This is a genomic window from Streptomyces sp. URMC 126 (assembly GCF_051386555.1).
In the GTDB taxonomy this organism is placed as follows: Bacteria; Actinomycetota; Actinomycetes; order Streptomycetales; family Streptomycetaceae; genus Streptomyces.
Genome location: NZ_JBPQTX010001360.1, coordinates 1 through 235, shown reverse-complemented (window position 1 = coordinate 235; position 235 = coordinate 1). Strand labels below are relative to the sequence as shown.

Below are 235 nucleotides of genomic sequence, written 5' to 3'. Positions count from 1 at the left end.
AAGGTGCGGTCGTCCATGCCCCAGGCGGCCTGCAGCAGGTCGAATAGGCGCTCCTGGTCAGCCACTTTCGCTCGCTGGGCTCCATTGGCAACCCACCGTTTGAGTTGCTGAAGCTCACCCGGCTGCATCGGGGGACCGGAAAGCAGATAGCGGGTGTTGAGCGTCGAAATGACCTCTCCCTCCTTGCCCGTGTTCCCTGTCAGCGCCGAGGTTCGGATCATGTGGCCGTCAGGCC

The 235-nt window shown here is 63.4% G+C and carries 1 protein-coding gene; it reads right to left on the bottom strand.

From position 1 onward, the window contains the following. A partial coding sequence (locus ACSNOK_RS36265) for a hypothetical protein (protein ID WP_436784899.1) occupies positions 1-221 on the bottom strand: 221 nt, incomplete at its 3' end. Positions 222-235 lie beyond the last annotated feature (14 nt).